At 62.4% G+C, this 23,565-nt stretch carries 19 protein-coding genes; 6 read left to right on the forward strand and 13 right to left on the reverse strand.

Annotated elements, in window-relative coordinates; all coding sequences use genetic code 11:
- Window positions 1–97 precede the first annotated feature (97 nt).
- From AC07V8_RS17945 to AC07V8_RS17975, 7 genes are all read right to left on the reverse strand, one after another.
- The gene (locus AC07V8_RS17945; RefSeq protein ID WP_494680367.1) at window positions 98–1,120 is read right to left on the reverse strand and encodes an SIS domain-containing protein; all 1,023 of its coding nucleotides are present in this window, start codon (window positions 1,118–1,120) and stop codon (window positions 98–100) included.
- Entirely contained in the window at window positions 1,101–2,228 is a 1,128-nt protein-coding gene (gene nagA, locus AC07V8_RS17950) for an N-acetylglucosamine-6-phosphate deacetylase (protein WP_494680366.1), read from the reverse strand. Before nagA ends, AC07V8_RS17945 begins: the two co-directional genes overlap by 20 nt.
- Complete coding sequence (locus AC07V8_RS17955; RefSeq protein WP_494680365.1) at window positions 2,225–3,187, reverse strand: glucosamine kinase nucleotide-binding domain-containing protein; 963 nt, start codon at window positions 3,185–3,187, stop codon at window positions 2,225–2,227. Before AC07V8_RS17955 ends, nagA begins: the two co-directional genes overlap by 4 nt.
- Before the next feature lie 37 nt (window positions 3,188–3,224).
- Window positions 3,225–4,346: an ABC transporter ATP-binding protein gene (locus tag AC07V8_RS17960; protein WP_494680364.1), complete on the reverse strand. Its 1,122-nt coding sequence runs from the start codon at window positions 4,344–4,346 to the stop codon at window positions 3,225–3,227.
- A 35-nt stretch (window positions 4,347–4,381) separates the two neighbouring features.
- Entirely contained in the window at window positions 4,382–5,275 is an 894-nt protein-coding gene (locus tag AC07V8_RS17965) for a carbohydrate ABC transporter permease (RefSeq protein WP_494680363.1), read from the reverse strand.
- Window positions 5,276–5,287: 12 nt separating this feature from the next.
- Window positions 5,288–6,211: a carbohydrate ABC transporter permease gene (locus AC07V8_RS17970; RefSeq protein ID WP_494680362.1), complete on the reverse strand. Its 924-nt coding sequence runs from the start codon at window positions 6,209–6,211 to the stop codon at window positions 5,288–5,290.
- A gap of 295 nt (window positions 6,212–6,506) precedes the next feature.
- On the reverse strand, window positions 6,507–7,766 hold the full coding sequence (locus AC07V8_RS17975; protein WP_494680361.1) for an ABC transporter substrate-binding protein: 1,260 nt from the start codon (window positions 7,764–7,766) through the stop codon (window positions 6,507–6,509).
- A 416-nt stretch (window positions 7,767–8,182) separates the two neighbouring features.
- On the opposite strand from AC07V8_RS17975, the gene AC07V8_RS17980 reads away from it, so the two are divergent.
- The 3 genes from AC07V8_RS17980 to AC07V8_RS17990 are packed head-to-tail and all read left to right on the forward strand — an operon-like array spanning window position 8,183 to window position 11,767.
- The gene (locus AC07V8_RS17980) at window positions 8,183–9,565 is read left to right on the forward strand and encodes an ABC transporter substrate-binding protein (RefSeq protein WP_494680360.1); all 1,383 of its coding nucleotides are present in this window, start codon (window positions 8,183–8,185) and stop codon (window positions 9,563–9,565) included.
- Window positions 9,562–10,275, forward strand: a complete 714-nt coding sequence (locus AC07V8_RS17985) for a response regulator transcription factor (protein ID WP_329956562.1) — start codon at window positions 9,562–9,564, stop codon at window positions 10,273–10,275. Before AC07V8_RS17980 ends, AC07V8_RS17985 begins: the two co-directional genes overlap by 4 nt.
- Window positions 10,276–10,279: 4 nt before the next feature.
- The gene (locus AC07V8_RS17990; RefSeq protein WP_494680359.1) at window positions 10,280–11,767 is read left to right on the forward strand and encodes an ATP-binding protein; all 1,488 of its coding nucleotides are present in this window, start codon (window positions 10,280–10,282) and stop codon (window positions 11,765–11,767) included.
- A gap of 211 nt (window positions 11,768–11,978) precedes the next feature.
- Here the strand turns inward: AC07V8_RS17990 and AC07V8_RS17995 are convergent, their stop codons facing one another.
- Window positions 11,979–12,881 carry a LysR substrate-binding domain-containing protein gene (locus tag AC07V8_RS17995; protein ID WP_494680358.1) on the reverse strand — a complete coding sequence of 301 codons (903 nt, stop codon included), beginning with the start codon at window positions 12,879–12,881 and terminating at the stop codon, window positions 11,979–11,981.
- A gap of 531 nt (window positions 12,882–13,412) precedes the next feature.
- Window positions 13,413–13,835, reverse strand: a complete 423-nt coding sequence (locus tag AC07V8_RS18000; protein ID WP_494680357.1) for a DUF4019 domain-containing protein — start codon at window positions 13,833–13,835, stop codon at window positions 13,413–13,415.
- Window positions 13,836–14,147: 312 nt separating this feature from the next.
- Between AC07V8_RS18000 and AC07V8_RS18005 the strand changes: the two genes are divergently transcribed.
- On the forward strand, window positions 14,148–16,271 hold the full coding sequence (locus tag AC07V8_RS18005; protein WP_494680356.1) for a TonB-dependent receptor family protein: 2,124 nt from the start codon (window positions 14,148–14,150) through the stop codon (window positions 16,269–16,271).
- A gap of 69 nt (window positions 16,272–16,340) precedes the next feature.
- On the opposite strand, the gene AC07V8_RS18010 is transcribed toward AC07V8_RS18005, so the two are convergent.
- From AC07V8_RS18010 to AC07V8_RS18025, 4 genes are all read right to left on the reverse strand, one after another.
- The gene (locus tag AC07V8_RS18010) at window positions 16,341–18,080 is read right to left on the reverse strand and encodes a YadA family autotransporter adhesin (RefSeq protein ID WP_494680355.1); all 1,740 of its coding nucleotides are present in this window, start codon (window positions 18,078–18,080) and stop codon (window positions 16,341–16,343) included.
- 37 nt (window positions 18,081–18,117) lie between these two features.
- On the reverse strand, window positions 18,118–19,791 hold the full coding sequence (locus AC07V8_RS18015) for a PA domain-containing protein (RefSeq protein ID WP_494680354.1): 1,674 nt from the start codon (window positions 19,789–19,791) through the stop codon (window positions 18,118–18,120).
- Window positions 19,791–20,084 (reverse strand): hypothetical protein, encoded by a 294-nt coding sequence (locus tag AC07V8_RS18020; RefSeq protein ID WP_494680353.1) that lies wholly within the window; start codon window positions 20,082–20,084, stop codon window positions 19,791–19,793. Before AC07V8_RS18020 ends, AC07V8_RS18015 begins: the two co-directional genes overlap by 1 nt.
- A 330-nt stretch (window positions 20,085–20,414) precedes the next feature.
- Window positions 20,415–21,602, reverse strand: a complete 1,188-nt coding sequence (locus AC07V8_RS18025) for an acyl-CoA dehydrogenase (protein ID WP_494680352.1) — start codon at window positions 21,600–21,602, stop codon at window positions 20,415–20,417.
- A 206-nt stretch (window positions 21,603–21,808) separates the two neighbouring features.
- On the opposite strand from AC07V8_RS18025, the gene sorA reads away from it, so the two are divergent.
- Both sorA and sorB read left to right on the forward strand, forming a co-directional pair.
- Window positions 21,809–23,035, forward strand: coding sequence for a SorA family sulfite dehydrogenase catalytic subunit (sorA, locus tag AC07V8_RS18030; protein ID WP_494680351.1), 1,227 nt, complete (start codon window positions 21,809–21,811; stop codon window positions 23,033–23,035).
- Between the two features lie 9 nt (window positions 23,036–23,044).
- The gene (sorB, locus tag AC07V8_RS18035) at window positions 23,045–23,377 is read left to right on the forward strand and encodes a SorB family sulfite dehydrogenase c-type cytochrome subunit (RefSeq protein ID WP_494680350.1); all 333 of its coding nucleotides are present in this window, start codon (window positions 23,045–23,047) and stop codon (window positions 23,375–23,377) included.
- Window positions 23,378–23,565 lie beyond the last annotated feature (188 nt).

The raw sequence follows: 23,565 nt of genomic DNA on the forward strand, positions 1-23,565 counted from the left end.
AAGTGGGGCGGAGTGAAGTTTCTGCAAAAGGCGCGCAGAAAGTTCACTCTGACCCTATTTAGCGGCGTGTCCGGCGCGACAAAAACGGCTGCAAGATTTACTGCGTCTTCGTCACTTTGCTCAAATGCCGCGGCTGGTCGGGATCCATGCCGCGTGCTACCGACAATTGAGCCGCCATCACATAGAAGGCTTGGATCGCCACGATCGGATCGAGGTCCGGCGTAGCGGCCACAGGCAAAGTCAGGTCGCGCGCTGCCACATCGTCCGGCGCCGCCAGCAGCACCTTGGCGCCGCGGCCGCGCATTTCGTCGGCCAGCTTGAGCAAGCCGGCCTGGGTCGGTCCGCGGGTGGCGAAGATCAGCAGCGGATAGCCTTCATCGATCAGGGCCATCGGGCCGTGCTTGATTTCGGCGCCGCTGAAGGCTTCCGCCTGGATCGCCGAGGTTTCCTTGAATTTCAATGCCGATTCCAGCGCCAGCGGCAAGCTGATGCCGCGGCCGACCACCATGATGCGGGAGGAGGGCGCCAGCACCTCGATGGCCGGGCTCCAGTCAAGCTGGGTGGCGGCGCTCAAGGCTTGCGGCAGGGCTTCGATGGCGGCCAGGAAGGCGGCGTCGTCTTGCCAGTGCGCAGTCAGGCGGGCGGCAGCGACCAGGCTGGTGATAAAACTCTTGGTGGCGGCCACGCTCAGTTCGGCGCCGGCATGCAGCGGCAGCGCCCATTCGGCAGCGTCGGCCAGCGGCGATGCGGCGTCATTTACCAGCGCCACCGTAGCGGCGCCGCTGTCGCGGAAATAACGGACAGGTTCGATCACGTCCGGGCTCTGGCCCGATTGTGAAATCGCAATGGCGAGCGCATCGCGGGCGATCAGCGGCGCCTTGTTGAGCGTCACCAGCGACAGCGGCAGCGAAGCGACGATGCGGCCCAGGCGCGCCATGATCAGGTAGGCGCAGTAATTGGCGGCATGGTCGGAGCTGCCGCGCGCCACGGTCAGGATGCTGGACGGCGGCGATGCGCGCAGGCGCTGGCCGAGTTCGGCATAGCGCTCGCGGTCGCAGCTGAGCTGCAAGGCGACATGTTCTGCCGCCGAGCGGGCTTCTTTAAGCATCAACGAGGTCAATTCTTTCTCCTTCTACATAGACGGCTTTGAGTTTGAGCTGGCGGTCGAGCACCAGGATGTCGGCGAAACAGCCTTCTTTCAGGCGCCCGCGTTCTTGCATGCCGAGGTAGTCGGCCGGATAGGTGGAGACCCGCAGCGAGGCTTCGGCGATTTCCAGTCCCAGCGACACCAGGTTGCGCAGCGCCTGGTCCATGGTCAGCGTGCTGCCGGCCAGGGTGCCGTTGTCCAGCCGCACGCCGCCCAGGCATTTGTGCACCACTTGGCGGCCCAGCATGTAGTCGCCGTCCGGCATGCCGGAGGCGGCGGTCGAATCGGTGACGCAGAACAGGCGCGGGATCGCCCGCAGCGCGGTCTTGATGGCGCCCGGGTGGACGTGCAGCAGGTCCGGGATCAGCTCGGCATATTCGGCATGCGCCAGGGCGGCGCCGGCCATGCCCGGCTGCCGGTGATGGAATGAGCTCATCGCATTGAACAGGTGGGTGAAGCCGGCGGCGCCGTTTTTGAGGGCGGCGACGCCGTCTTCATAAGTACCCAGGGTATGGCCGATCTGCACCCGCATGCCCAGTTTCGACAGCGTCTTGACCAGCGCCATGTGGCCGTTGATTTCCGGTGCGATGGTGATCAGCTTCAAGGGCGCGAAGCTGCGCAGCCAGTCGATCTGCTCGACCGTGGCTGCAATTGCGAAGTCAGGCTGGGCGCCGAGCTTGCCCGGATTGATGTAGGGGCCTTCCAGATGCGCCCCCAGCACCCGCGCGCTGCCGGCGCGGCGGCCGCGGCAAGCCTTGCCGATCGCGCCCAGCGCTGCTTCCAGCTCTTCCAGCGGCGCCGTCATGGTGGTGGCCAGCATGCTGGTGGTGCCGTGCTGGGCGTGCAGGCGCGAGACCACATGGACGGCGTCGCCGGCCTCCATGATGTCCTTGCCGCCGCCGCCATGCACGTGCAGGTCGATAAAGCCGGGCAGGATATAGTCGCCTTGCTCCGGCGGCTGTTCCAGCGCCTCGCCGCTGATCTCGGCGATCATGTCGCTGAAGCCGATGCTGCCGGCGACCCAGCCCTCGGTGGTCAGGACATTGCCATGCAGTTGCGTCAGGTTGCTGGTGGTATTCATGCTTGTTCTCCTGCAGGTTCGGCGGCGACGGTGGCGAGTTGACGGCGCAGCAGCAGCAGTGCGCCAGCCGCGGCGCCTGCGCGCGGCGTGATTGCGCGCGATTTCAATGGTTCCGGCAGATAGGCCTGGAGCGGCGCGGCCAGGCCGCCGCACAGCGCGATCGGCAGCTGTTGCGACGGGTCCAGCGCCAGCGCGATCTGGTCGATTTCGACGCCGGCCTTGCGCAAGATGGTCTGCGCTGCCTGGTCCTCGCCGGCATGGGCCACCACCAGCGGCGCCAGCTGCGCGAAGATGCTTTGGTTGGCGCTGTTGACCCAGGCGATCACCCGTTCCCGGTTCTGGCTGTTGCTGAAGTCGTCGGCGCCGCCGCAGAAGCGGACGATGGCCTTGGCCAGCGGTCCGGCTGCGGCACGGCCGTCCAGCGCCCGTTCGACGTGGTTGGCGGCGCGCAGGCCTATCCAGCCGCCGCTGGCTTCGTCGCCGGTCTGGAAGCCCCAGCCGCCGACTTCACGGCGGCTGCCGTCGGCCAGCAAGACTTCGCCGACGCTGCCGGTGCCGATCGCCACCACCACGCCGGGCTGGCCCAGGTGGGCGCCCAGCAGGGTGGTGAAGGCGTCGGTGCCGATGGCCAGCGCGCCGAAGCCCGGATTCTGCTCGGTGAACTGGTTCGCCCATTGTGGATTATTGATGCCCGACAGGCCGCAGCCGGCGGCGATCGCCGCATACGGCGGCCGCGCGATGCCGGCCGCCAGGAAGGCGTTGTCCAGCGCCGTGACGATGGCGCACCAGGACTTGCTGGTGCCATGCATCAGGGCCGATGGTCCGCTGCTGCCGTCGGCGACATGGCTGCCGTCCGGGCGTTCCACCCGGACTACGGTCTTGGTGCCGCCGCCGTCGACCCCGATCAGATATTCGAATGCTGTTTTCAACTCAACTCCCACGCCTTTTTGAAGGCGCATAGTGTATCCATTTATTCATCCATTTCTATTTCTATTTCTATTGTTTGGATGAAATCATATTTCCCGGTTTCAGTCTTTCCAGGGCCAGGCCCTCGGCATCGAACACGTGAAACGCGTTGCTCGGCGCCGACAGGGTGACGCTGTCGCCGATATGCACCGGATTGTTGCCGTCGCCGCGCACCAGCAGGTCCTGGCCGTCCTGCAGGGTGACATAGATGAAGTTGGCTTCGCCCAGGTGCTCGACGATGCTGACCTTGCCGTTGAATACTTCACCACTATGCGCGTTTTCCAGGATATGTTCAGGGCGCAGGCCAACTGTGACCGCATCGCCGGCCCTGGCTGTGCCGGCGGCGACGTCGGCGCGGATTTCCTGGCCGTTGCCGAGCTTGATGCGCAGGCAGTCGGCCTCCACAGCGCTGACGGCGCCAGTGAACAGGTTCATTTTCGGCGAGCCGATAAAGGTCGCGACAAACAGGTTTTTCGGACGCTGGTACAGCTCCAGCGGCGAGCCGGCCTGCTGGATGAAGCCGTCGTTCATCACCACGATTTTGTCGCCCAGGGTCATGGCTTCGACCTGGTCGTGGGTGACGTAGACGATGGTGGCTTCCAGCTGCTTGTGCAGCTTGGCGATTTCCAGCCGGGTCTGCACCCGCAGGGCGGCATCCAGGTTGGACAGCGGCTCGTCGAACAGGAACAGTTTCGGCTTGCGCACGATGGCGCGGCCGATGGCGACGCGCTGGCGCTGGCCGCCGGAGAGCTCGCGCGGTAGGCGGTCTAGCAGATGGTCGATTTTCAGGATGCCGGCGGCGTGGCGGATGCGCTGGTCGATGGCGGCCTTGTCGGCGCCGGCGATCTTCAGGCCGAAAGCCATGTTCTTGTACACCGTCATATGCGGATACAAGGCGTAGCTCTGGAACACCATGGCGATGCCGCGTTCGGCCGGCGGCAGGTGGTTGACCACGCGGTCGCCGATCGACAGCTCGCCGCTGGTGATCGATTCCAGGCCGCACAGCATGCGCAGCAGGGTTGATTTGCCGCAGCCGGAAGGGCCGACCAGCACGACGAATTCGCCGTCCTTGATTTCCAGGTTGAGGTCGGCCAGCACGTTCTGCTTGCCGTCGTAGGATTTGGTGAGTTGCTTGACGCTTACATTTGCCATTGGAGGTCTCGTTTCTGCTTTGTCTGCTTTGTCTGTTACTTGACCGCGCCGGAAGTGAGGCCGCGTATCAGTTGCCGGGAGAAGATGACGTACATGATCAGGATCGGGATCACGGCCAGCGAGAGCGCCGCCAGCACAGAATTCCAGTCGGTCACATACTGGCCGATGAACTGCTGCACGCCGAGCGTCACGGTCTTGGTTTCATCCGAAGGCGCCAGGATCAGCGGGAACCAGAGATCGTTCCAGGCCGGGATCATGGTGAACACCGCCACCGTAGCGATGGCCGGGCGGATCAGCGGCAGGATGATCTGGAAGAAGATCTTGAATTCGCCGACGCCGTCGCAGCGCGCCGCATCCTTCAGTTCCTTGGGGATCTGGCGGATGAACTCGGACAGGATCATCACCGCCAGCGGCAAGCCCTGCGCGGTGTAGACCAGGATCAGCGCGGTCCGGGTGTTGATCAGGTCGAGGCTCACCACCAGCTGCAGGATGGAGACGGTGCCGAGCCGGATCGGGATCATGATGCCGAGCGCCAGGTAGAGCGCCATCAGGCGGTTGCCGCGGAACTTGTACTCCGACAGCGCCCAGCCGGCCATGGCGCCGAACAGCACGATGAGGACCAGCGAGCCGAGCGTGACCACCAGGCTGTTGCCGAAGTAGAGCATGAAGTTGGTGTTGTGCAGCACCTTTTCAAAGCCGATCAGCGAGAACGAATCCGGCGTCGGGAACGCCAGCGGGTTGTCGAAGATGGCGTCGCGCGACTTGACCGAATTGATCAGGATCAGTGCGATCGGGAACAGCGCGATCACGGCATAGGCGCACAGCACCACGTGGACCCAGATGCGGCCCAGGTTGGCAAAGCGGCTGCGCGCAACCACCGGCGCCGCAGTGGAAGCCGCGGCGGAAGAGAGCGAGGAGATGGATGTCATGATCAGTCCTCGTTACAGTTCGTAGCGTGTCAGCTTGCGCTGCACAAGATAGAAATAGCCGGCGACGCCGAGCAGGATCACCAGGAACATCAGGGTGGCGACCGCCGCGCCCATGGTCGGGCTGCCGATCTGCGCCTGGTAGCCGAAGAAGGTGCGGTAGAAGAAAGTGCCCAGGATGTCGGTGCTGTAATTCGGTCCGGCCAGCGCGCCCTTGACCGAATAGATCAGGTCGAAGGCATTGAAATTGGCGACGAAGGTCAGGATCGTCACCAGGCCCAGGGTCGGCAGGATCAGCGGCAGCTTGATCTGCCAGAAGATGCGGAACGAGCTGGCGCCTTCCGCGTAGGCGGCTTCCAGCACTTCTTCCGGCACCGCCAGCAGCGCCGCATAGATCAGCATCATCGGGATGCCGACGTATTGCCAGACCGAGACCAGGCCGAGCGTCAGCAGGGCGCTGCTTTCCTGGCCCAGCCAAGGGGCAAAGTAGTCGCCCAGGCCGATGTGCTGCATCAAGCCTTCGCCGACGCCCCACAAGGGCGACAGGATCAGCTGCCAGATAAAGCCGATGATCACCACCGACAGCAGGGTAGGCAGGAAAATCAGGGTACGGTAAGTGCGCGCGCCGCGCAGCCCCTTGAGGCTGAAGAGGGTGGCGAGCAGCAAGCCGATCGGATTCTGCAGCAGCATGTGGATGGCGAAGAATTTCAGGTTGTTCAGCATGGCGTTCCAGAACGCCTTGGACCAGTCCGAATCGAACAGGATGGTGTGGTAATTGGCGAGGCCGACGAAGCTGTGGACGCCGGCATCGTTGCTGGTATAGAAGCCGAGGCGCAGGGTGTCCAGCAAAGGCAGGGCGCTGAACATGGAATAGATGATGACCGCAGGCGCCAGGAACACCACGATGTGCCAGGGAAAGGTCTTTTTTTGAAGATTCATTCTGGTTTTCTTTGAATGCAAGTTCACCCGCAGGCGCAGCAATCTCACGGGGAAGAACGTGAAGACGACTCCGGCCCCGCTGAGCGAACTCTGAAATACGAACGTGATGGCGGCTTATTCTTGTATACGGATGCCGTTCTTCACGGGCTCACCTTCGTAGCGAGCCTTGGATGCTAGTGTAGTACTTCTTGAGTAGTGTTTCTGGCGAAGCGCTACGCTAGCTGGCTTGTCGGCAAAGGATGGGGCTGTCTTAATCCCATCCATTGCCAGACGATAGCATTAGTGCAATAAAGGCTTATTGCTGCGGCTTGTACCATTTGGCGAAACCGGTCTGTATCTGCGCTGCAGCTTCCTTAGGCGCCAGTTTGCCGTTCAGCACTTGCGCATTGACGTTCCACAGCTGGTTTTCCATGCTCGGTTCGCCGCGGTTCAGGATCTGTGCATTCAGGCGGATCGTCGAGGAGCAGGACTTGCGCCAGTCGATCATCTGCTTGGCGACCGGATCCTTGACCGAGATCAGGTGATCCGACAGCGAGAAGAAGCCGGTGACCTTGTTGGTGTAGATGTCGGCAAACTCTTGCGAGCCGAGCCAGGCCAGGAACTTGTACGCATCTTCCTTGTTCTTGGACTTCTTGTTGACGCCCATGCCGATATCGTTGTGATCCGAGATATAGCACTTGTCGCCGGCCTTGGGCACCGGCGGCGGGAAGGCGCCCATCGAGATCTTGGAGTTGTCGTTGAAATAGGCGATATCCCAGGAGCCGGCAGGATAGATCGCTGCCTTGCCCAGGGCGAACTGGTTCTGGCTGTCGCCATAGGTTTGCGAGCTGGCGCCCTTGGACAGGTACTTGCCGAGCTTGGCTTCGTATTCGAAAGCGTTGACGAAGTTAGGATCGGTGAATTTTTCCTTGCCGGCGATCAGCGCCTTGCGGCCTTCTTCGCCCTTCCAGTAGTTAGGACCGATGCCGGTAAAGATGATCTGGCTGGATTCCCACTGGTCGTTGGTGCCCAGCGCCAGCGGCGCGTATTTGCCGTTGCTCTTGATGGTGTCGAGCACCTTGAAGAATTCAGCTTCGGTCTTGGGCGGTTGCAGGTTCAGGTCTTTGAAAATCTTCTGGTTGTACAGGAAGCCGTGGATCACGGAAGCGATCGGCATGCAGAAAGTGTCTTTGCCGTCGTCGCTCTGCCAGGCGGTCTTGGCGGAAGCAGGGAAGTGTTCCATGCCTGGCTTGCCGTCCAGCTTTTCCAGGTTGCCCTTCTTGTACAGGGACAGCGAGACGTCGAACGGACGGCAGGCGATCAGGTCGCCGGCAGTGCCGCCGGCCAGCCGCGCGGAGAGGCTGGAATCGTATTCGGTCGGTGCGGTAGGGGCAAATTTGACTTCGATGCCCGGATTTTTTTTCTGGAAAGCCGGGATCAGCACGGTTTCCCACAGGGTCTTGTCGTCGACGCGCCAGCTTTCGATGGTCAGCGTGCCGGCTTGTGCCGTGCCGCAGGCCGCCAGGGCGATCAGTACGGCGTTGCGGATGGTGCGAATTCGGTTGACCGTTTGCATCTAAGTCTCCTCTTGGATTTTTATCGGATTGGATTTTGCGGCCCTCCATGCAGAGCAAACCGCCGCGAACAGACATTAGCACCATAAAAATTGTGCCGCCATCTTTCGCATTAATCGGCTGCACGATTTGCGTAATCTATTGATTTTATTGATAAAAGGCGGAGTGGGCAGCTTTTGGCGATTACATATCTTTACAGTATGGGCTATGAAATTTTATGCTCTCATACGGCAATTATCCAGAATACTTGCGTGAAGGCGATGCTGGTTGAAAAGATAACTTTACGAAAATTTACGTTTCTTTACAAAACGAGAAGAGCGCTAACGTTGCGTGCAGGACTTGCGCTATAGTCACACGCGTTGTGGGGAGACCAGGCTAGTGTTTGTATGCAGTTCATAAAAATATCAACAAGGCACACATGATTGATAAGCGACTCCTTGAACAGCGCTCGGGGCGATGCAAGGATGACAGGGGAAGGTGGCTGACAGCATATCGCAGCAGGTTGGCGCTGCTGGCGTTTGGCCTTCTGCTTAACGGCACGATCGGCACGATCGGCGCGGCAGGCGCAGCCAGCCTGGCGCCTGCCGTCAATGCCAGCCAGCCGCCGGCTTCCTTGCAGGTGCTGCACTGGTGGACCTCGGCTGGCGAGCGCAAGGCGGTTGACGTCATCGCCGGCAAGCTGGCGGAAGAAAACATCCAGTGGCGCGACGCCGCCATTCCCGGCGGCGCCGGCCTCGGCGCCAGCAAGGTGCTCAAGAGCATGGTGCTGGCCGGCAAAGCGCCGGAAGCGACCCAGCTCAACGGCGTCGTGTTCGGCGAGTGGGCCGATCTCGGCCTGCTGCTGGAGCTGGACGATGTCGCCACGCCCGGCAACTGGCAAAAGCTGCTGTTCCCTACCGTCTGGTCGCTGGTGCTCAACCGCGGCCATGTGGTGGCCGCGCCGCTGGGAATTCATCGCATCAACAACCTGTTCTACAACAAGAAGATCTTCGATCGCCTGAATTTAACGCCACCGAAGACCTGGGCCGATTTCAGCCGCGTCGCCGACAGGCTCAGGCAAGCCGGCATCACGCCGCTGGCGCAAAGCAGCGAAGCCTGGCAGGTCGCCACCTTGTTCGAGACGCTGGTGCTGGCGGAAAGCGGTCCGGCCTATTACCGCTCGCTGTTCGTCGATCTCAATCCGCTGGCCTTTGGCGATCAGCGCATGACCCATGCGCTGAAACGCTTGCGCGCGCTCAAGGAATGGATGCCGGCGCCGCTCAGGGAGCGGCCCTGGCCCGAGATGACGCGCCAGCTGGCCAGCGGCGAGGCCGCCATGTTCGTGATGGGCGACTGGGCCAAGGGCGAGCTGCTGGCCTGGGGCCTGAACACCGACCAGGACTTTGCCTGCAGCACAGTGCCGGGCACCGCCGACTACCATCTGTATAGTGTCGATACCCTGGCCATGTTCGCCGGCGACTATTCGCACCAGCCAGCGCAGGAAAAGCTGGCGCAGATCATCATGTCGCCGCCGGTGCAAACCGCATACAATCAGGTCAAGGGCGCGATCCCGGTGTGGCGTGCGCCGGATCTGTCGAAGATGGACAGCTGCGCGCGCGCCTCATGGGCCGCGTTCAGCAAGGGCAGCGCCTATCAGGCGCCGAGCCTGGTGCACCGCATGGCCGCCGACGAAACCGCCAAGGACGCCATCGTCGCCGAAGTGCATCGTTACTTCATCGACGACAAGATGTCCGAGAGCGATGTCCAGCGCAAGCTCGCCAGCATTGCGCGGACCGTGACGAAAACAGGAAAGTTGGAATAATGCGCAAGATACTCATAGTCGACGATGACCAGAAGACCCGGACGCTGCTGAAAGCCTACCTGGAAAAGAACCAGTACGAAGTGCGCCTGGCGCATAACGGCGAAGCCTTCCTGGCCGAGTTCCAGCGCTACGCGGAAGAACTGTCGCTGGTGATCCTGGACGTGATGCTGCCGGATACCGACGGCTTCGCCCTGTGCAAGACGGTGCGGCGCAAGTCGAATGTGCCGATCATCATGCTCACCGCCAGTTCCGACGAGACCGACCGCGTGGTCGGCCTGGAGCTGGGCGCCGATGACTACATCGCCAAGCCCTACAGCCCGCGCGAGCTGCTGGCGCGCATCAAGGCCATCCACCGCCGCAGCGGCATCGACAGCGCGGTGGCGCCGCGCTACTACCGTTTCGTCGGCTTCACCCTGGATACGGTGGAGCGCACCCTGAGCGACCCGGAAGGCCAGCTGGTGGCGCTGACCGGCCTCGATTACCAGTTGCTGAAGTATTTTGTCGAGCATCCGGGCGACGTGCTCGACCGCGGCGTCCTGTGCGAGGAAACCCGCGGCCGCGATGTCGGTCCGCTGGACCGTTCGCTGGATGTGCAGATCAGCAAATTGCGCCTGCGCCTCAACGACGGCGGCAAGGATCCGCACCTGATCAAGACCGTGCGCGGCGTCGGCTATGTATTCTCGGCCGACGTGGCGGCCGCGCATAGCTGAAGCCATGTCGCGAGCGACCTGGTCGGCCGGCTACAACCGGCTGCTGTCCTGGCTGTTGCCGCATACGCTGCTGGGCCGGCTGTCGGTGGTGATGGTGTTCGGCGTGCTGGTGACGCAGCTGGCCGGCGGCCTGATCTGGTCGGCGCAGCTGCGCAGCAAGGCTGAGGTCGAAACCAGGACCGCGTCCCAGCACCTGGCCCACAGCGCCGCCAGCGCCATCCGTTTCTTCATGAGCCTGCCGGCCAATTACCGGCCTATCCTGATCCAGCAGCTGCGCGAAATGGGCGGCACGCGCTTTTTCGTCAACACCAACGACGGCCCGATCACCATTCGCAAGATCGCCGACAACCCGCTGGCCGACATGGCGCTGGGCGAGATCGGCGCGACCCTGAAAACCGACTTGCCGTTCCTGCCCGGTTTTCGCCTGGCGTTTGCCTGGCCCGACGACCTGATGGTATCCACCGACGGCCTGAAGGTGGCGGACCTGCCGGACAGCTGGGTGCAGCATACCTTGCTGATCAAGCCCAATCCGGCGCCGGTGCTGGTGATCCAGACTGAGCTCGAGCCCGGCAACTGGCTGTATCTGGCAGCCCTGATGCCCAATCCGTATTTCCTCGATAGCGATAACCCCCTGTCGGCCGAACGCCTGCTGCTGCAAGGCGTGTCGCTGGCGACCGTGCTGCTGCTGTCCATCCTGGTGGTGCGCTGGACCACGCGGCCGCTGGCGGCGCTGTCGGATGCCGCCGACGCCTTCGGCAAGGGCGAGGCGCCGCCGGAACTGCCGGAAACCGGCAGCCGCGAATTCATCAAGACAGCGCGCGCTTTCCGCGCCATGCGCGAACGCATCAAACGCTACCTGGATGACCGCGAGCGGCTGTTCGTTTCGATCTCGCATGATTTGCGGACCCCGATCACGCGATTGAAGCTGCGCACCGAACTGCTGGACGACGAAGAGTTGCGCGGCGAATTTCACGAGGACCTGGACGAGCTCGACATGATGGTCAAGGGCGCCTTGCAGTCGGTCAAGGATAGCGACATCCATGAGAACCGCACCGAAGTGCGGCTCGACGCCCTGATCTTGCGCATGATCCGCGATGCCCGCATGGCGGGGCACGAGGTGGCGTTTAGCGAATCCGGGCTGACCGTGATGGCCAAGCCGCTGGCGCTCAAGCGCGCTATCGGCAACCTGTTCGACAATGCCCTGCATTACGGCCACAAGGTGGAAATCTCGGTGGCCAGCCTGATCAATGAGTCCGGCGCCAATATCCAGATCCAGATCCGCGACCATGGCCCCGGCGTGCCGGAAGAAGCCTTGCTGAGCCTGTTCGATCCCTACACCCGGCTGGAGCACGGGCGCGACCAGAATGCCGGCGGCATGGGGCTGGGGCTGGGGATTGCCCGCAATATCGTGCAGGCGCACGGCGGCGAACTGTTATTGCGCAACCACCCCGGCGGCGGCCTGGTGGCGACCATCGTCTTGCCCAAGACTTGATTGTTGCGCCGTTCCCGCGCCCATGGAATCGCATTTGATCAACGCGGCATTGCGCTGACAGAATCATCTGGGGTCAGGAGTCATCTGGGGTCAGAGTGAAGTTTCTGCAAAAAGCGCGCAGAACTACACCCCGACCCTAGTTAGCTTCATGTGTGAAGCGCGCCGAAAAGCCCGGTTGCAGCCTTTTTGGGTCTAGATGCCAAGCTGGCTGTTACAGGCCGAAGGAATAGTTCTTTGCCACGTGCAGCGCAGCTTCGCGCAGATCGTGGGCAAGCTCGGAGCGGATGCCGCCGCTCGGGTAGGCCAGCACGTACTTGTAGGTGATGTCGGCCTTGAAGGGTCGCGTGACGACGCCGTGCGGGCGCCAGATCTTGGCTGCGAACGGTTCCACGATGGCGACGCCGAAACCGTTGGCCACCATCGCATAGCGTGTGTGCGAGGTGTGCGTCTGGATCGTGTAGTTGGGGCGGATGGCGGCGGCCTTGAGGGTCGACAGTTCGCGGTCGTAGGATTGCGCGCTGTTGGGCATCCAGCCGATGACGTTTTCGCCGTCCAGGTCTTCCGGCAGGATGATGTCCTTTTGCGCCAGGGGATGGGTGGCCAGCATCGCGCACAGCACGGTCGCTTCCATGATCGGTTCGACCTCGATGCCGGCGAACGGCGGGAACGCCAGGCTGAGCGCCATGTCGACCTTGAGATCCTGCAGGCTGACCAGGATTTCCGGCACGGTGCAGCTGTCGATCTTGACCGAGACATCCGGATGCTGCTTGAAGAAGCGTTGCAGCACTTCCGGCAGCAGGGTGGTGGACAGCACCGGCAGGCAGGCGATGGTCAAGCCTTCCGGCGCTTCATGGCGGATGTTGCCGGCCACTTGCATCAGCCGCTCCAGGCCCAGGAAGTTTTCCTCCACCGCCTTGTAGAAGCGCACGCCGGCATTGGTCGGTTCCAGCCGGCCCTTGGCGCGGTTGAACAGGCGGAAGCCGAGATCGGCTTCGAGGTCGGCGATCAGGCGGCTGATGGCGGGCTGGGTGACGTGCATGCGGCGGGCGGCGGAGACGCTGGTGCCGGAGATCATCAGTGAACGGAAAGCTTCGATTTGGCGGAAACGAATCATGATGTGGTGTCAATGCAAGAGTGCGGTCTCGTGAGTGCATGGAGCTGCTAAGGCCCCGTTAGGCAATAAGCGCTGCAACAAAAACCGTCGGAGACAGCGGCAGCAACCGCTATAACAAACAGCTATGGCACATACGAATTTGTGAGTGGACATGATATTCCATTCTTGTAACACTGTGTGCACTGAAATGTTGTTGTGCACCACAGCAATCAACGTTTGTCATATGGATTTTTTGATTGAGCCGCGGTTCGATGATTGCTTCGGCCGATGTGCTGCCAGTCGATGTGCTGCCAGTTTTGCCGCCGGCGGAGTTGAAGATTTCTGGTTATGTCCAGATTTGCCCACAAGGCGCCCTGTTTTTAGAGATTTCGAGGCCCTCACAAGGTGGCTTTCGGATCCTGGGGTTACATCACCCCAGCCCGCGCCTCGGTTGCTGCTTGCGCTTTACGCCGCGCCTGTACTCCTGCTGATATCCCTGCTTTTATACTCCTTTTTTCACTCTCTGTTTTTCGCCTGCGGCTGCTCTCGCCGTCAGCGGATGAAATAGCCTGAGACTTTCCAGCTGCCATCCTTTTCACGCATGGGCGTGATCGTTTCGAGCGCGGACTTTTTGTTTTCGAACTGGGTCTCGTACTGGATCACCACGTATTCGCCGTCAGGCGCGCCGGGCAGGGTAGTCGCATATTCCGTGCTTTTGAGTTCGCGCGCCTTGACGCTGCCAAGCGGCGCCCGCAACGAGCGCACGCCGGTTTCCCAGGTGTTCTTGGAAATGCCCGTCTTGAAAAACGTGCCGGCGCGTTCCCAGCTCTCGCCATATTTGCCGGCATCGGTCAGCGCGATCCATGCCTTGGCTGCGGTTTCGGCTTGCTTGATGATTTCTGCTTGCGGCTCGGCGGCGAAAGAAGGGGCTGCGTTCATCAGCAGCACTGCGGCTAGCGCCAATATGGTTTTCATTTTCCGTTTCCCCCTGGATGAAGTTTCCTTAGGTCGCGCAGATGGCTGCATGCCGTTCCGATACGTTCAGATCATAGGGGTTGCGGCAGCTATTTGCAATGCAGCCGTACTGCCGATGCCGTCCGGTAACGAGCGGCATCGGCGAAACTGAAAAACAACATTTCCCGGGTTTGCATTGACACATATAATGAGAATCATTATTGTTTCGACCTTTGCAAACCCAGCGCCAGCCAGTATCTTCCGTTCCCGACCATGTCGCGTAGCAATAGAACAGCCAGTGCGAACATGACGCGTATCAGGAGAATAAACCGCATGGCCGCCCTCGAACTTCCCCAGACTCTGAACATCCCGCGCTTGAAGTGCTCCGCCGCCGTCACCCTGGCGCTGGCAGTGCTGGCCTTGCCGGCGACGCTGCATGCGCAACAGGCTGACATGCAGGCCGCTGCGGCTGAAGAGCATGCGCTGGAGTCGATCCAGGTCAGCGGCGACTGGCTCGGCAGCGGCCTGCAAAACAGCGTCAAGCGCTATCCCGGCGCGCGCACGGTGGTCAAGAAAGAAGATATCGAAAATTCCGGCGCCGCCAGCATCGGCGACGTCATGCGCCGCATTCCCGGCGTACAGGTGAGCGACAATTCCAGTTCCGCCGGCAGCTCCGTTTCGCTGAATATCGGCGTGCGCGGCCTGGCAGGACGTTTCTCGCCACGTTCCACCGTGCTGCTCGACGGCATCCCGCTGGCGGTCGCGCCGTATGGCCAGCCGCAGCTGTCGTTTGCGCCGGTCAGCCTCAACAACATCGAGTCTATCGACGTCGTGCGCGGCGCCGGCTCGGTCCGCTTCGGCCCGCAGAACGTCGGCGGCATCATCAATTTCAAGACTCGCTCGATGCCGACCGAGCCGGGCTTCAACGGCGACGCCACCGTGCGCACCAATAACGCCACCGAGGCCGGCGGCGCCAGCCGCCAGTACAGCGCCTTCGTCGGCAGCCAGCTCGATAACGGCCTCGGCCTGGCGGTATTGTATTCCGGCGTCGACGGCTCCGGCTGGCGCGCCGACAGCGGCGAGACAGTCAACGATTTCGCCTTGAAATACCGCTACCAGCTGAGCCCGAGTTCGGAGATCTACGGCAAGCTGTCCTACTACGACGTGCGCTCGCAGACGCCGGGCGGCCTGACTGCGGCGCAGTATGCCGCCAATCCTTTCCAGAACACCCGGCCCACCGATTTCTGGAGCGGCACCCGCAAGGGCGCCGACATCGGCTACCTGAATACGATTTCCGATACTCAGGAATTCGAGATCCGCACCTACTACAACGAGAGTTTCCGCCAGAGCACGCTGATCAGCGGCAAAGTCCTCGGCCATCAGCCGCGCACTTACCAGACGCTGGGAATCGAGCCACGCTATACGCAACGTTTCAACCTTGGCGGCAGCATCAACGATGTCACGGTCGGCTACCGCTATATCCGCGAAACCGGCAATGATCTGGTGTACAACACATCGGTAGCAACCGGCACCGCCGCGCCGCCATCCAGTTCTTTCGATAATTTCACCGGCGCCCATGCGGTCTACATCGACGACAAGATTGCGCTGGGCGACTGGCGCATTACGCCCGGCGTCCGCTATGAGCATATCCGTTCGACCCGCACCGACGTCCTCAACGGTCCGGTATTCCCGGTGGCGAACAACAAGGCCTTGCCGTCGCTCAGCGTGGCTTATCTGCTGAACCAGAACCTGACGCTGTTCAGCAATTACAGCACTTCCTTCGGCCCGGTCCAGAATACCCAGCTGAATGCGGCGATCGCCGGCAACCCGCTGGTGCCGGAAGTGGCCAAGACCGCCGAAATCGGCGCGCGCTGGAAGAGCCGCCAGCTGTCGGCGGAGATCACCGCTTTCGACATCCGCTTCGACAACCAGATCCAGCAAGTGGCAGGCAGCTCGCCGGCGGTGTTCCAGAATATCGGCGCCACCCGCCATGACGGCATCGAGACGGCGATCGACTATGCCTTCGACAAGGCGGGCGCGCTGGCCGGCCTGAATCTCTACGCCAACTACACCTACACCCGCGCGCTGCAGAAATCCGGCCCGACCGCCGGCCTCGACGTGCCGTTCTACTCGCGCAATACCGACACCATCGGCGCCCGTTACGCTGTCGGCGCCTGGGGTTTCGATTTGTCGACCACGCATCAAAGCCGGCAGTTTGCCGATAACGCCAACACTATTGCCGAAAGCGCGAACGGCGGCAACGGCGAGATTCCCGGTTTCCGCACCTGGAATGCGCAAGCCAGCTGGAAGGTGCCGGGGCTGAAGGGAACCGAGCTGCTGGCCGGCGTCAACAACCTTGCCGACAAGCGCTATTTCACCCGCACCACCGATTCGAATATCGGCAAGCTGGTGGGCGCGCCGCGCACGGTGTACGTGCAGGGACGCATCGCTTTCTGAGCGCAGGGAAGTATCGTGCAGGATGAAGAATGGAAGCCAGTTGCCAATGGCTTCCATTCTTTATTGCCGCTACCAGGAGAAGCTGCCGCTGCCCTGGATCGCCACCTGACCGCCGTTGGCGGCGCTGGCGCCAAAAGCCAGCTGGGTATGCTGGGAAATACTGGAAGCGAAAGCGATGCCGAGCGCGCCGTAGCCGCCGTAGCTGGCGGTGCCCAGCGCCACGCCGCTGCTGTCGCCGCGCGCGATGTACACGTGCGGGATCGCCATCGCCTGGGCGGTGGCGCGGGCTGCGTAGCTCTTGCTTTGGTTCAGCGTATCCTGTGCCGACGCCTGCATCTGGTTCAGGTTGACGGCGTCGGTGCCAGCCGTGCCGGGAGCGACATTGGCGATCTGCCGTTCGCCGCCGGCATAGCCGACCGATACGGTATTGGCGCGCGTCGCCACCGAACCTTGTCCCAGCGCCACCGAATTGGAGGCCGAGGCCACCGCATTGGCGCCCACGGCTACCGAGTTATTGCCGCTGGCGATGGCATTGTTGCCGATGGCCGTGGCCGGGTCGGCAACCGCTTGCGCACCGGCGCCTATCGCCACCGAACCGTTGAAGCTGGCCGTGGCGCCGGCGCCCAATGCCACCGTGTTGTCGCCATTGGCGCTGGCGTTGGTGCCTTGGGCGATGGCGTTCGCGCCCTTGGCCGAGACGCCGTTGCCGCAAGCCACGCTGCCGCTGGCGCCGATCTTGCAGGCGCCGCTGTTGAACAGCGAGACCAGGGCTTTTTGCATCTCCGTCAGCTGCCCCACATTGGCGGCATCGGTAGCAGCAATGCCGGCCGCCACATTGTTGATGACGGTGCCGGCGCCGTTGTTGGCGTTCAGCACCAGCGCCTTGCCGCCATTGCCGTACTGGGCCGAGTTGCTGGCGCTGGTGGTAGTCGTGGTCGTGCTGCTTCCTGCGGTCTGTTCCAGCTTGGCGGCGCGGGCATCGATGCCGACCACGCGTGTATCCAGGCTGGTGAGCGAGGAGCGCATGCCGGTCATCCAGATATCCACGGCTGAGAATGCATCGCCGACCTTGGCAGAGCTGACGCCCTGGATTACATAGGACGGCGCCACCAGCGCGCCGGCTGCATTGACCGAGGCATTGCCGCCCAGCGCCGTCACCAGGCTGCGGTATTGGGCAAGGTTGGTGACGTCGTTGTCTTGCGTGCCCGCGGCGACGTTGATGATCTGCCGCTGGAACGGCGTCGTGATGTTGCCGTCGCTGTCGGTCACGCTTTGCACGCTGCCGACGGATACGGTGTTGGCGCGGTCAGCCACCGAGTTGGCGCCCAGCGCCACGCTGTTGTCGGTGCTGGCGCGGCTCAGCCGCCCCAGTGCGGTGCTGTTCTTGCCATTGACCAGCGCCGATTCGCCCACCACCGTAGCGTTGACGCTGAAGGCATTGGCATTTGCGCCGACTGCCGTGCTGCCGGCCTCGCCGGCAAAACTGTTGGCGCCGACGGCCGAGGCGTTGGCCTTGGCGGCTGCGGCATAGGCGCCTACCGCAGTGGTGTTCTGGTCGATGGCCTGGGCGCCGCTGCCCAGGGCCGTAGCCAGTGCGCCTGAGGCGACACTGGTGTTGCCGGCGGCCACGGCGTCGACGCCTGTGGCCTTGGCGTTGTCGCTGCCGTCCTTGAAGCCGTTGGCATCAAAGTAGGAAGATGCAGCTTGGGCGCCGGCGTCGGCCGGCAACCAGCCCAGTGCGGCGATGCACAGGCTCATCTGCAACAGCGAAAGACCGGATACGCCATCTCTTGTGCGGCTATTCTTCATCGAAATTCCCTAAGGTAAGGTAAAGGACAAGAGCAGTTCAGTGCCATGCCGCATATTGCGCATCAGCCTTGCTGCCGACCAGGCACATCTTCAGGCTCTGCGCCTGCGCCGGCTTGAACAGCTTGGCTTCCAGCCGCGACTGGATGTAGCGGCCGGTGCAGTCGCGGTAATCGCTGACGCTGGCTGAGGTCTTGGCGCACAGTTTGAGATTGGTCACCGCGTTGGCGCCGGGGATCAGGCCGCCCGGAGAGGAGACCGGCACGCTGGTATTGCAGTCCAGCAGGCTCAGGTTGCCGCGGTTGACGCCCCAGCCGATATCCATGAACAGCGCGGGCGTCAGGTCGAGGTCGGCCTGGGCGATCACGGTGGAACTGGCGCTCGGCGCCATCAGCGGGGTCGGCAAGAGATTCTGGTCGAAATGCGAGAACGTCGATCCCGGCAGGAATCCTGGCGGAGCATTGATCTTGGCGCGCCGGATCGCTGCGCCGGCAGGGTCCACGCCGTCCGCAAGCACGCCGGCCAGATGGCGGTCCGCATAGGGGCCGATGCCGCCGGCCGCCAAGCCTTGCAGGTTGGCGCGGAGCTGCTTGCCGAACGCCTGCGGCACCAGTATCGAAGGGATGGCAACCTGGTCTGAGCCATTGCCGGTACCCATCAGGCCGACAGTCGAGCCGCCATTGTCGGCGATGATCGCCGCCACTGCGCCGGCCTGCTGGGCATACAGGACTTTTTGCGAAAAATTGCATGAGCCGCGGTCAATCAGCGCTATCCGCTGCAGCAGCGCGGCGGCGTTGGTGAAGGGCTGGCAGCCGTCGGTATGCACTACATTGCCAGCGTCCGTGTAGACCGCCTGCACCACAGCGCCGGTGAAGGCGGCGGCAGTTGCCGGCGAACCGAAATCGGCGATGACGAATGCGCTATAGCCGGCCGCCGCTGCCGGCGCCGTGATCTGAAAGGCCGGCTCGGGTTTCAGCTTGATCGGCACCTCGGCGGTAACCTGAGGGCCGGTCCACACCAGATGGTCGCCGATCCGGGCCGCGGCCCGTTCGGCGTTGCTCATCGCAATCCAGTCGGCGCCGCCGGCGCTGCGGACAAAGCGATTGTAGATATTGCTGGGATCGGCGGCTGCACGATCGGTAGCGCTGTTGCCGGCAAAACCCAGGCCGTGCCCGATTTCGTGGGTGACGACGTCGAGGAAATTGGTTTGGCCTTTCGGCGTGCGTCCATCCAGTCCGTAATACCAGCCCTTGGCCGCGCCGCCGACATCGATGTCGGTGGTGAATTCGGAATGGATGTCGTCCGATTGCGGATCGTTGTCCACGCCGCGCAGTGAATTGGCCAGCGCCTTGCTATACCAGGTGTTGGCGAGCGGGGCGTTGGCGAAATCCCGAAAGGTATAGATCGCGTAGGCCTGGCCCAGGATGTCGTTGCCGGCCGAGTTTTTGCCCAATGATTTGAAGGAGGCCTGGACTCTGATCGGCACCGCGCTGTTCAGCAGCGCGCCATACATATTGAGCGCGAACTGATAGACCAGGCGGCGCTGCTCGCCCAGGGTTGCGCCCGGATTGCCGCCCACCGGCGCGGCAGCGGTGAGGTCATTCAAGCCTGCGCCGGGGGGATCCTGGTTGACCAGGACCAGTTCGGCGGATTGTGCTGCCTGCATGCCGCAGAGCAGGGCCAGTATTGCTGTGCAATGAACAAGGCGTTTCATCAGCGCACCTCCGCTTTCTTCTGAGGCGCCGAGATTTCGGCCGAGTGCTGCACCACAATAGTGCCGTCCGCGGCCTTGACAGCGACCAGCGGCGGCATCGCTTCAACTTTCATCGCCACACCGTCGCCAGCGCGCGCGCCCTGGCGAGCAGCATTATCGCCGGCAGCAGTCTGGGGAGTCTTGTTTGGCGGGGGAGACGGTTCGGCTGCAGAGGCGGCCATCGGCGCCGCCACGCCAAGGGCGAGCGACAGGGCGTGCGCGCCCTTGCACAAATTCCTGATATGGTTGTTCATGGTTCGAGCTCCTCTATGACACGCTGCCGGTTGCAGCGTATCGTTATTGGTATGGGATTGAACGGACGGATTTCGTCCTGGACAGCAGCTGCAGCGACACGACTCTCAAGCATGGAGTCTTATCTGTTATGCCCGGCGAGATGGAAAAAGGGGACACGAAACGGGCAATTATTTATACAAATTTTTGCCGCTGATGGGGGAAGGGGGAGATTGGCGATAGCTTGGGAGTAGCGCGGCTGATCAACGCTGCGATGCCGGCGCGAGCATTCGGCCGGCCGCTTGCTGGTGCTGCAGGTGTGCGGCGTTGTCCCAGCCGCACACGTTCCAGTTCTAGTTGGCGAAGGCCGCGATCCCGGTTTGCGCCCGCCCCAGGATCAGGGCGTGCACATCATGCGTACCTTCATAGGTATTCACCACTTCCAGGTTCACCAGGTGACGGATCACGCCGAATTCGTCGGAAATGCCGTTGCCGCCCAACATGTCGCGCGCGAGGCGGGCGATGTCGAGCGCCTTGCCGCAGGAATTGCGCTTCATGATGGAAGTGATTTCCACCGAGGCGCTGCCTTCTTCCTTCATGCGGCCCAGCCGCAAACAGCCTTGCAGCGCCATGGTGATCTCGGTCTGCATGTTGACCAGCTTGAGCTGCACCAGCTGGTTGGCGGCTAGCGGCCGGCCGAACTGCTTGCGCTCCATGGTGTACCGGCGCGCCGCATGCCAGCAGAATTCGGCGGCGCCGAGCGCGCCCCAGGCAATCCCGAAACGTGCCGAATTGAGGCAGGTGAACGGCCCCTTCAAGCCACGGACGTCGGGGAAGGCGTTTTCTTCCGGGCAGAACACCTGGTCCATGACGATCTCGCCGGTGATCGAAGTGCGCAGGCCGACCTTGCCGTGGATCGCCGGCGTCGACAGGCCCGGCCAGCCTTTCTCCAGCACGAAGCCGCGGATCGCGCCCTCGTCGTCCTTGGCCCAGACCACGAAGACGTCGGCGATCGGGCTGTTGGTGATCCACATCTTGCTGCCGCTCAGCGCGTAGCCGCCGTCGACCTTGCGCGCGCGCGTGACCATGCTGCCGGGGTCGGAGCCGTGGTCCGGCTCGGTCAGGCCGAAGCAGCCGATGAATTCGCCGCTAGCCAGCTTGGGCAGGTATTTCTGCTTGGTGGCCAGGTTGCCGAATTCGAAGATCGGCAGCATCACCAGCGAGCTTTGCACGCTCATCATGGAGCGGTAGCCGGAATCGATGCGTTCGATCTCGCGGGCGATCAGGCCGTAGCTGACGTAGTTGAGGCCGGCGCCGCCGTACTCTTCGGGAATAGTCGCGCCGAGCAGGCCGAGCGCGCCCATTTCGCGGAAGATTTCGACGTCGGTGCGTTCATTGCGGAAGGACAGCAGCACGCGCGGCGCCAGTTTGTCCTGTGCGTAGGCGGCGGCGCTGTCGCGCACCATGCGCTCCTCGCTGCTGAGCTGCTGCTCCAGCAACAGCGGGTCGTCCCAGTGGAAGCTGGCGTGTGATGAGGACATGCGTTTTCTCCAGAAATCAGTTGTCTGCGATCTACCTGTCCGGCAGGTAGATATTAGCTTTGCAATTCGCTTTACCGCTTGCCATTATCGTACTAAAGTTCCGCTCATGTTAACCGATGACGCTTGCCGGGCGAGCGGCCGCTCGTTATCGAGGCGGAAAATCGGCTCGGACCGTTACAACAATATTGACATGGCAGGAGGCCAGCATGGAATTCAATCGAGGCGGCAATGCGCGCCGCAGGTTTTTGCAACAGGCCGGATTTGCCGCCACCTCGCTGGCGCTCGCGCCCATGCAGGGTTTTGCGGCGGCGACCACCAGCATCCCGGTAGATAACGGCGAGCGCGACCTGGTCGCTTATCCGCAAAAGCGGCCGCTGATGCGCATCACCACGCGTCCGCCGCACCTGGAAACGCCGTTCAGCGTTTTCAATGAAGGGCCGATCACCGCCAACGATGCGTTTTTCGTGCGTTATCACCTGGCGAATATACCGACCTCCATCGACGCCGACAGCTACCGGCTGAAGATCGGCGGCCGCGTGACGCGCGAGCTGTCCTTGTCGCTGGCTGAACTGAAGGCGCTGGCGCCGGCGGTGGAGGTGGTGGCGGTCAACCAGTGTTCCGGCAACAGCCGGGCGTTTTCGACGCCGCGGGTGTTCGGCGCGCAGCTGGGCAATGGCTCCATGGGCAATGCGCGCTGGACCGGCGTGCCCTTGAAGGCGGTGCTGGAGCATGCAGGCGTGCTGGGCGATGCGCGCCAGGTCAGCTTCAACGGCCTCGACGAGCCGGTGCTGCCGACTACGCCGGATTTCATCAAGGCGCTGGATATCGACCATGCGCTGAGCGGCGAACCGATCATCGCCTGGTCTATGAATGGAACGGATATTCCTTTCCTGAACGGTTATCCGCTCAAACTGATTGTGCCGGGCTATTTCGGCACCTACTGGGTCAAGCACCTGAACCAGATCGAGGTGCTGGACCATGTCTTCGACGGTTTTTTCATGGCGACGGCGTACCGGGTGCCGGATAACGATTGCATGTGCGTGGAGCCGGGGACGACGGCGGCCAAGACGCGGCCGATTGCGCGTTTGAAGACGCGTTCGTTCATCACCAGCCTGCATGACGGTTCGGTGGTGCATGCGGGGCGGCGGCTGGAGCTGAAGGGGATTGCCTTTGATGGCGGCACGGGTATCAGGACGGTGGATATTTCGGCGGATGGCGGGCAGAGCTGGAAGAGTGCGGTGCTGGGCAAGGATCTGGGCAAGTATTCTTTCCGCGAGTGGCGCTTTGGCATGACGCCGTTGCGCAAGGGTGAGTTGCCGTTGATGGTGAGGGCGACCTCTAACGGCGGCGAGGTGCAGCCGCTGGAGGCTACCTGGAATCCGGCGGGCTATGCGCGTAATGTGATTGAAACCACCAGGATCAATGTCGCTTAGGGGATGGCCATGAAATATCTGAATTCGGTGGTGGGCGGGGGTTTGCTTGGTGTGGTGCTTGGGGTATCGGCTGCGCCGGTGACGATTACTTTGCCGCAGGAGACGGCGCAGTTGCGGCCTTCTTCTCATCCGGGCTATGTGATTGCGACGCAGATGTGTGCAATTTGCCATTCTGCTGACTATATCAATCAGCAGCCTGGCAAGATGACCTTGACGCAGTGGACGGCGGAGGTGACGAAGATGCAGCATGCTTATGGGGCGCCGTTGAGCGACGACCAGGTAAAGCAAATCGGCGAGTACCTGGCAATCACGTATGGCAGCGAGAAGCCAGCGTCTCAATAGCCAATTCGGGCGCAGGGTTTGCCGTCCAAATTGAGGTCGTGCAGTCAAATGGGGTCAGACTCCGACCCTATTTAACGGGCTGCGGAGCACAGGTCTTGGCATGCCAAGAATGGCCTGCGGGTTGATAACACTGTAGCTACTCCGTGGACGCTTGCCGGGGGTAGCCCGGCAGCTAGTCACTTTTTCTT

Source organism: Collimonas sp. GW821-FHT02H07 (assembly GCF_059421505.1).